The sequence below is a fragment of the Micromonospora sp. NBC_01740 genome (genome assembly GCF_035920365.1).
Lineage (GTDB): Bacteria > Actinomycetota > Actinomycetes > Mycobacteriales > Micromonosporaceae > Micromonospora > Micromonospora reichwaldensis.
Genome location: NZ_CP109150.1, coordinates 4,334,225 through 4,343,441 on the forward strand (window position 1 = coordinate 4,334,225; position 9,217 = coordinate 4,343,441).

The window sequence follows — 9,217 nt, forward strand, 5'->3', positions numbered from 1 at the left end:
AGCCGTCCCTTCCGACACCGTGTCCGACCGACCCCCGAGGAACCGATACCGATGCTGATGACCGACGTCCTGATCGTGGGCTACGGCCCCGTCGGTGAGATGCTCACGATCCTGCTGGCGCAGCGAGGTCTCACCGTCACGGCGGTCGAGCGCTGGGCCACCCCGTACAACTTCCCGCGCGCGGTCTCGTACGACGGGGAGGCGAGCCGCATCCTGGCCGCCGCCGGCGTCGCCGACCGGCTCGGACCGGTGGTGGAGTCGTCGGGCGAGTACACCTTCAAGAACGGCTTCGGCCGGACCCTGCTGCACGTCAAGGTCACCGGCGACGGCCCGATGGGCTGGCCCGACTCGGTCTCCTTCTACCAGCCCGGGCTGGAGGCGCTGCTCGCCGAGCGGGGAGCGGAGCTGCCGGGCGTGACGGTGCTGCGCCCGTACCAGGTGACCGGCCTGGTCGAGCACGACGACCGGGTCGAGGTCACCATCGCCGGCCCGGAGGGCGAGGAGGTCCACGCGGCCCGCTGGGTCGTCGGCTGCGACGGGGCCAACAGCTTCGTCCGGGAACACCTGGGCAGCGACGTCACCGACCTCGGCTTCACGTACGACTGGCTGGTCTGCGACGTCGTGCCGCACGAGGCCCGCGAGTTCAAGCCGAACAACCTCCAGGTCTGCGACCCGGCGCGCCCCCGCACGGCCGTGTCGGCCGGCCCGGGGCACCGGCGGTGGGAGTTCATGCGGGTGCCGGGGGAGAGCCGGGAGGAGTTCGAGACCGTCGAGAGCGTGTGGCGGCTGCTCGGCCTCTTCGACATCACGCCCGACAACGCGACCCTGGAACGGTACGGCGTCTACACCACCCAGGCGTGCTCGGCCGACCGTTGGCGGTCCAACCGGATCCTGATCGCCGGCGACGCGGCGCACGTGATGCCGCCGTTCATGGGGCAGGGCATGAGCTCGGGTTTCCGCGACGCCCTCAACCTCGCCTGGAAGCTCGACCTGGTGCACCGCGGCCTGGCCGAGGAGGCGCTGCTGGACACCTACCAGGAGGAGCGCTGCGCGCACGTGCAGCACGCCATCCGGATGTCCATGGACTCGGGCACGGTGATCTGCGAGACCGACCGCACCGCCGCCGCCGGCCGGGACTCCGTCATGCTCGCCGAACTGCGCCGACGCACCTCCCGGCCGCGTACCCGTTCCCTGCTGGAGCCCCTGGCCGGCGGGGTCCTGCACGCCCGTACGGCCGAGGCCCCGGCGGCCGGCGCGGGCGTGCCGATGCCGCAGGGCCGCGTCGAGGTCGACGGGCGCGCCGGCCTCTTCGACGAGGTCGTCGGCACCGGCTTCGTCCTGGTCTGCGCCGAGGACCCCGACGACCTGCTCGACGCGGACGCCCGGGCCTTCCTGGACTCGCTCGACGCCCGGGTCGTCCGGGTCGTCCCCGCCGGCGCGCCCGCCCCCGGGCCCGGCGCCGCGCCGACCGCCTTCGACCTCGACGACGTGTACCTGTCCCACCTCAAGCGGTACGACGCCGTCGCGGTGCTCGTCCGGCCCGACTTCTACGTCTTCGGCACGGCAGCCGACCCGGCCGGTGTACCCGCGCTCGTCGAGGACCTGCGCCAGCAGGTCCGGCGCGGCTGATCGGCATCCACCCCTCGGAAGGAACCCACATGTTCGAGAACCTGAAGATCGCCGGCCGGGCGATCCGCACGGTCTTCACCGCCGACCCCATCACCCGGGTCCGGCGCTTCTACGAGATCCAGTCGCCCGACGTCGAGTTCGCGGCCCGCCGCACGCACTACATGAACGTGGGCTACTGGGAGGACGGCGTCACCGACCTCGACACGGCCGCCGAGGCGCTGGCCGACAAGCTGGCCGACGCCGCCGGGCTCAAGCCGGACGACACCGTCCTCGACGTGGGCTTCGGCTACGCCGACCAGGACTTCAAGTGGCTGCGCGAGCGCCGGGTCGCCAAGGTGTACGGGCTCAACATCACCCCGCACCACGTCGAGGCGGCGCAGCGCCGGGCGCAGGAGGAGGGCCTCGCGGACCGCACCGACTTCCGGCTGGGCAGCGCCACCGAACTGCCCTTCGAGGACAACACCTTCGACCGGGTCGTCGCTCTGGAGTCGGCCTTCCACTTCTACCCGCGCAGCGCGTTCTTCGCCGAGGCGCTGCGGGTGCTGCGCCCGGGTGGCGTGCTGGCCACGGCCGACATCATCCCTGTCAGCGGAGACGTCGTCCGCGCGGCCATCCAGTCCGGCCCGCTGAGCTTCGTCAAGTTCAGCATCCCGAAGGAGAACTGGCACGACCGGGACACGTACCGGCAGGAGCTGGTCGAGGCCGGCTTCGCCAACCCGGAGGTGCACTCGATCAAGGAGCGCACCTGGGAGGGCTGGCGGGCGTACATGGCGGGACGGACCAACGACCCCGAGTTCCGCGCCGTCGTCAAGCCCGCCGTACGCAAGAGCATGGCCGCGCACTGGAAGAACCAGGACCTCATGAAGCGCGAGATGGCGCAGCTCGACTACGTGATCGCGGTCGGCCACAAGCGGTGACGCCCCGCACGGACGAGGGGCCCGCCGACCGGTCGTGACACCGGTGGACGGGCCCCTCGTCCGTGGGATCAGACGGCGGGCGCCGCGGTCAGGGCCGTCGAGATGGCCCGCAGGACCGCCGGCTGGTGCTCGGCCAGGAAGAAGTGCCCGCCCGGGTAGACCTTCAGGTCGAACGGCCCGGTGGTGTGGGTCGACCAGGCCCGGGCCTCCTCGACCGTCGTCTTCGGGTCGTCGTCGCCGGTGAAGACGGTGATCGGGCAGCTCAGCGGCGGACCCGGCCGGTAGGTGTAGGTCTCCGCCGCCCGGTAGTCGCTGCGGATCGCCGGCAGCGCGGCCCGCAGCATCTCCGGGTCCCCGAGGACGGCGGAGTTGGTGCCGCTGAGCTTCCGGACGTCGGCCAGCAGGCCCTCGTCGTCGAGCAGGTGCACCGTCTCGTGCCGCGCCTGCGACGGCGCACGGCGTCCGGACGCGAACAGGTGCGCCGCCGTACCGCCGTCCTGCTCGATCAGCCGGGCGAGTTCGAAGCCGACGCTGGCCCCCATGCTGTGCCCGAAGATGGCCACCGGCTCGTCCAGCCACGGCCGCAGCACGGTGAAGACCTCCCGCGCGAGCTGGTGGATGTCACCGATGCACTTCTCGTGGCGGCGGTCCTGCCGGCCCGGGTACTGGATCGACAGCACCTCGACGGCGGGGGAGAGGCTGCGGGAGACGGGGAAGTAGAAACTGGCCGACCCGCCGGCGTGGGGCAGGCACACCAACCGCCTGGCGCCACCCGGAGCCGGGTGGAAGCGTCGCACCCACAAGCCGTTGTCGGTATTTGGCGTGGTCATCCTTGGCGGTCCTTCCAGCGGCTGCGTTTCCCGACCGGATCTGCACGGACCCGGTCGAGGCGACGCTAGTGCGACGGGTGGGGACCGGACACCCCTAGCTGGCCCGTTGCCTGGTTAGGGGTTGTCCGCGCTCGCGCACACCCAATAACTTCTCCCCGCAGATGGGGATCTGCGTGGCTCTCGGCCGAGCGAGCCGAACGACAGATACAGGTGTCGCCTGAGACTTCTGCGCATTCGTACCGTCGCTTACGTCGAGTCTCCGCCGTGAATCGCGATGGGCTGGGTTGATGGACACCGAAGACAAGCTCCGGGAGTACCTGAAGAGAGTCACCGCCGACCTGCGGCGGACCCGGCAACGGCTCCGTGACGTCGAGGCCGATGCGCAGCAGCCCATCGCGATCGTCGGCACCGGCTGCCGGTTCCCGGGCGGCGTACGCACGGCCGAGGAGCTGTGGGACCTCGTCGCGGCCGGCGGCGACGCCATCGCCTCCTTCCCCACCGACCGTGGCTGGGACCTGGACGCGCTCTACGACCCCGAGCGCTCCCGGCCGGGCACCTCCTCGGTCCGCGAGGGCGGCTTCGTGCCCGACGCCGCCGAGTTCGACCCCCGGCTGTTCGGCGTCTCGCCGCGCGAGGCCCTCGCCATGGACCCGCAGCAGCGGCTGCTGCTGGAGACCTCGTGGGAGGCCGTCGAGTCGGCGGGCATCGACCCCACCAGCCTGAGGGGCGCCCGCGTCGGGGTCTTCGCCGGCATGACCCACAGCGGGTACGCCCACCCGCCGGAGACCCCGCCGGCGGGCGTCGAGGACTACCTGGGTCTCGGCAACGCGGGCAGCATCGCCTCGGGTCGGGTGGCGTACTCGTTCGGGTTCGAGGGCCCGGCGGTGACGGTGGACACGGCGTGTTCGTCGTCGCTGGTGGCGTTGCACCTGGCGGTGCAGGCCCTGCGGTCGGGCGAGTGCGACCTCGCCCTGGCCGGCGGCGTGACGGTGATGCCCACCCCGGCGGTGTTCGTCGACTTCACCCGGCAGGGCAACCTCTCCCCGGTGGCCCGGTGCCGGGCGTTCGCCGACGCGGCGGACGGCACGGCGCTCGCCGAGGGCGTCGGGATGCTGCTGGTGCAGCGCCTGGCGGACGCGCAACGCGACGGCCGCCAGATCCTGGCGGTGGTACGCGGCACGGCCGTGAACCAGGACGGCGCGTCGAACGGGCTGACGGCACCGAACGGCCCCTCCCAGCAGCGGGTGATCCGGCAGGCGTTGGCGTCTGCGGGTCTGTCCACGGCCGACGTGGACGTGGTGGAGGCGCACGGCACCGGCACGACGCTGGGCGACCCCATCGAGGCGCAGGCCCTGCTGGCGACGTACGGGCAGGGCCGGGATGCGCCGTTGTTGCTGGGGTCGGTGAAGTCGAACATCGGTCACACGCAGGCGGCTGCCGGGGTGGCCGGGATCATCAAGATGATCTCGGCGATGCGGACGGGTGTGGTGCCGGCGACTCTGCACGTGGACGCACCGTCGTCGCACGTGGACTGGGCGTCCGGTGCCGTGGAGCTGGTGACGCGGACGCGTGAGTGGCCGGCGGTGGAGCGTCCCCGTCGGGCGGGCGTGTCGTCGTTCGGCATCTCCGGCACGAACGCCCACGTGATCCTGGAACAGCCGGAACCCGAGACCGATCCCGGGATCGAGGCGGAACCGGCGGCGGGCCCCCGGGGGCTGCCGGTGCCGTGGGTGGTGTCGGGTCGCTCGGAGCGTGCTCTGGCGGGTCAGGCGGCGCGGTTGGCGTCGTTCGTGCGGGACCGCGCTGATCTTGCGGTGGCGGACGTGTCGTGGTCGTTGGCGACGACCCGGGCGGCGCTGGAGCACCGCGCGGTGGTGTGGGGCTCGGACGTCGACGAGCTGGTCGCCGGCCTGTCGGCTGTCGCCGAGGGCGGGCCGGCGGTATCGGGTGTGGTGTCGGCGGGCCGCCGGGCGGTGTTGTTCACGGGGCAGGGCTCGCAGCGCGCCGGCATGGGCCGGGAGCTGTACGACGCGTTCCCCGTCTTCGCGGCGTCGTTCGACGCGGTGTGCGCCCGGTTCGACGGCTTGCTGCCGCGTGCTCTGCGCGAGGTGGTGTTCGCGGAGGCGGGTTCGGCTGACGCCGGCCTGCTGGATCAGACCGTCTTCGCGCAGGCGGGGTTGTTCGCGGTCGAGGTGGCGTTGTGGGAGTTGTTGTCGTCGTGGGGTGTGCGGGCGGACTTCCTGGCGGGGCACTCGATCGGTGAGGTGACGGCGGCGTACGTGTCCGGGGCGTTGTCGCTGGCGGACGCGTGCGCGCTGGTGGCGGCGCGGGGCCGGTTGATGCAGGCGCTGCCGGCCGGCGGCGTGATGGCGGCCGTCGGCGCGTCGGAGGAGGCTGTCGCCGAGCTGATCGGCGCGTTGGGTGCGGCCGTGGACATCGCGGCGGTCAACGGTCCCGCGTCGGTGGTGGTCTCGGGTGCCGCCGGCGAGGTGGCCCCGGTGGTGGCGACCGCCCGTGAGCGGGGCTGGCGGGTCAAGGAGCTCGCGGTCAGTCACGCGTTCCACTCCCGCCTGATGGAGCCGATGCTCGACGAATTCCGGTCGGTGGTGGCGGGGCTGGACTGGCAGCCGCCGAGGATCCCGATCGTGTCGAACGTGACGGGCGCGGTGGCGGACGCCGCAGAGATCACCGATCCCGGCTACTGGGTGCGGCACGTGCGGCAGCCCGTGCGGTTCGCCGACGCCGTACGGACCCTGCACGAGCAGGACGTGACGCACTTCCTGGAGGTCGGCCCCGACGCCGTGCTCACCGCGATGGCCCAGGACTGCGTCGAGGCGACCGGCGACGTCCGGTTCACCGCCACGCTGCGAGCCAACCACCCCGAGCCCGACACGCTGCGCACCGCCCTCGCCGAGCGGTACGTCACCGGCGGCCACGTCGACTGGACCGGATACCTCACCGCTGCCGGGGCACGCCCCCGCACGGTCGCCCTGCCCACGTACGCCTTCGACCACCAGCGCTACTGGCTCAACACCACCGACGGCGGCGCGGGCGCGCCCGGGCTCGGCGTCCGCCCCGTCGACCACGCGCTGCTCGGCGCCGCCGTACGCGTGGCCGACGACGACGCACGGCTCTTCGGCACCGAACTCTCCGCGCGTACCCACCCGTGGCTCGCCGAGCACGTCGTCTGGGACTCGGTCGTGGTGCCCGGCGCCGCCCTGGTCGAGATGGTCCTGCACGCGGGCGCGCAGGTCGGCTGCGACGCCCTCGACGAGCTGACCCTGGAGGCGCCGCTGGCGCTCACCGGGCAGGACGCCCGGTCGGTGCAGGTGAAGCTGGGCACGGCGGACGAGGAGGGACGCCGGCCGGTCACCATCCACTCGCGGGCCGCCGCCGACCCGGACGGGGAGTGGGACCGCCACGCAGCGGGCGTCCTCGCACCCGCCGCACCGCAGCCCGACGGGGCCGAGCCGGGGCCCTGGCCGCCCACGTCCGGCACCGCCGTCGCGGTCGACGAGGTCTACACCGAGCTGTCCCGCCTGGGCGTCGAGTACGGCCCGCTCTTCCGTGGCCTGCGCGCCGTCTGGCGTACCGACGACGAGGTGTGCGCCGAGGTGGCGGTGCCCGACGGCACCGAGGTCGCCGGCTTCGGCATCCACCCCGCCCTGCTGGACGCGGCCCTGCACGTCGTCGGCCTGCTCGACGCCGACCAGGAGGCGTCCGGCGTACGCCTGCCCTTCGCCTGGACCGGCGTCACCCTCTCGGCGGTCGGCGCGACCACGCTGCGGGTACGCGCCCGGCGCAGCGGCGGCGGGGTCACCCTGACCCTGGCCGACCCGGCCGGCGCCCCCGTCGCCCGGATCGGCTCCCTGGTCTCCCGCCCCGTGACCGCCGAGCAGGTACGCGGCACCGACGCGGGCGTCGACTCCCTGTACGACGTCGCCTGGCAGAGCGTCCCGGCGGGCGCCCCGGCGACCGCTGGCGCGGTGCTCCTCGGCGACGCCCCGTCCGACCTGGCGGCACTCGCCCGGTACGGGCTCGCCGAGCTGGCCGACGCGGTCGACGTCGGCCTGCTCGACACGGAGCTGGTGCTGCTCGCCGCGTACGCCGACGACGAGCGCGCCCCGGTCCCCGCCGCCACCCGGACCCGGCTCGCCGCCGTGCTGACCGCCGTGCAGGGCTGGCTCGCCGACGACCGGCTGGCGGAGCGGCAACTGGTCGTGCTGACCCGGGGGGCCGTCCCCGCCGGCGACACCGGCCGCACGACCGACCTCCCCGGCGCGGCGGTCTGGGGCCTGCTGCGCTCGGCCCAGGCGGAACACCCCGGCCGCTTCGTGCTGGTGGACCTCGACGAGGCGCGGCGACCGGAGCCCGGCACGGTGGACCTGGTGGCCCGCGCGGTCGCCACCGGCGAACCCCAGCTGGCGGTCAGGGACGAGCGGGTGCTGGCACCCCGGCTCACGCCCGCCGTTCTCGACCCGGCGCTGGGCGCCGACCTCGACCCCGACGGGACGGTCCTGGTCACCGGGGCCACCGGCGCCCTCGGCGGCCTGCTGGCCCGGCACCTGGTCAGCACGCACAAGGTGCGCCGGCTGCTGCTCGTCAGCCGGCGCGGATCGGACGCCCCCGGCGCGGCGGAGCTGCTGACCGAGCTGACCGCGCTGGGCGCGCAGGTCCGGTTGGTGGCCGGCGACGTGGCGGACCGGGACTCCCTCGCCGCACTGCTGGCCGGCGTCCCCGCCGAGCACCCGCTCACCGGCGTGGTCCACGCCGCCGGCGTCCTCGACGACGCGGTGATCTCGGCGCTGACCCCCGGGCGGATGTCCGCCGTGCTCTCCGCCAAGGCCGACGCCGCCTGGCACCTGCACGAGCTGACCCGGGGGCGGAACCTGGCGATGTTCGTCCTCTTCTCGTCGGTCGCCGGCGTTCTCGGCGGCCCCGGGCAGGGCAACTACGCCGCCGCGAACGCCTTCCTGGACGGCCTCGCCCAGCACCGGCGCGCCGCGGGCCTCGCCGCCACCTCCCTGGCCTGGGGGCTCTGGGCGGCCGACAGCGGAATGACCGGCGCCCTCGACGCCGCCCAGCGGCAGCGGATGAGCCGCAACGGCCTCAGCCCGCTCGACACCGACCAGGCGCTGCGCCTCTTCGACGCCAGCCTGCGCGGCGGCCGCCCCCACCTGGTGCCGGCGCTGCTCGACCCCGCCGCGCTGCGCCGCCAGGCCGACGCCGGCCAGCTCCCGGCGCCGCTGCGCGGCCTGGTCCGGGCCCGGCGGCGCGTCGTCGCCGGCGGCGGCGACGGCGGCGGACCGTCCTTCGCGCAGCGCCTGGCCGGCACGCCCGAGGCGGAGCGTGGCCGGCTGGTGGAGGACCTGGTCAAGGCGCAGGTCATCGAGGTGCTCGGCTACCCGCCGGCCACCGTCGTGCCCTCCGGGCAGACGTTCACCGGCCTCGGCTTCGACTCGCTGACGGCGGTGGAGCTGCGCAACCGGCTGACCGCCCTCACCGGGATCCGGCTGCCGGCGAGCCTGATCTTCGACTGCCCCACGCCCGCGGCCCTCGCCGACTTCCTGCTTGTCGACGCCGCCCCGCCGGCGCCCGAGGCGGGCCTGCTGGCCGAGCTGGACCGGCTGGAGGCCGCGTTCGCCGCGACCGGGCCGGAGGAGCTGGAACGACTGGCCGGCGACGACGAGACGCGGACCGCCGTGGCGGTCCGCCTCCGGGCGCTGGTCACCAGGTGGAGCGACGCCACCGATCGGTTGGCCGACGTCAGCCAGGCCCTCGACGAGGCCTCGGACGACGAGCTGTTCGACTTCATCGACCAGAAGTTCGGCCGATCCTGAC

4 protein-coding genes are annotated in these 9,217 nt (G+C 74.1%); 3 read left to right on the forward strand and 1 reads right to left on the reverse strand.

The genetic code is table 11. The features are described 5' to 3' along the window. Positions 1 to 51 precede the first annotated feature (51 nt). Positions 52 to 1,629, forward strand: coding sequence for a bifunctional 3-(3-hydroxy-phenyl)propionate/3-hydroxycinnamic acid hydroxylase MhpA (gene mhpA / locus OG989_RS19870; RefSeq protein ID WP_327028037.1), 1,578 nt, complete (start codon positions 52 to 54; stop codon positions 1,627 to 1,629). A 29-nt stretch (positions 1,630 to 1,658) separates the two neighbouring features. Continuing rightward, a complete protein-coding gene (locus OG989_RS19875; protein WP_132240759.1) occupies positions 1,659 to 2,546 on the forward strand; it encodes a class I SAM-dependent methyltransferase in 888 nt (295 codons plus the stop codon). 68 nt (positions 2,547 to 2,614) lie between these two features. Here the strand turns inward: OG989_RS19875 and OG989_RS19880 are convergent, their stop codons facing one another. Then, the gene (locus OG989_RS19880; protein ID WP_151454782.1) at positions 2,615 to 3,376 is read right to left on the reverse strand and encodes a thioesterase II family protein; all 762 of its coding nucleotides are present in this window, start codon (positions 3,374 to 3,376) and stop codon (positions 2,615 to 2,617) included. Between the two features lie 284 nt (positions 3,377 to 3,660). Between OG989_RS19880 and OG989_RS19885 the strand changes: the two genes are divergently transcribed. Further along, a complete protein-coding gene (locus OG989_RS19885; protein WP_327028038.1) occupies positions 3,661 to 9,216 on the forward strand; it encodes a type I polyketide synthase in 5,556 nt (1,851 codons plus the stop codon). Position 9,217: the final 1 nt, after the last annotated feature.

What these genes read in the sequence shown, in the direction of transcription:
- OG989_RS19880 (WP_151454782.1), bottom strand. Translation starts at nt 3,376, where the DNA reads ATGACCACGCCAAATACCGACAACGGCTTGTGGGTGCGACGCTTCCAC.
- OG989_RS19875 (WP_132240759.1), top strand. Translation starts at nt 1,659, where the DNA reads ATGTTCGAGAACCTGAAGATCGCCGGCCGGGCGATCCGCACGGTCTTC.
- mhpA (WP_327028037.1), top strand. Translation starts at nt 52, where the DNA reads ATGCTGATGACCGACGTCCTGATCGTGGGCTACGGCCCCGTCGGTGAG.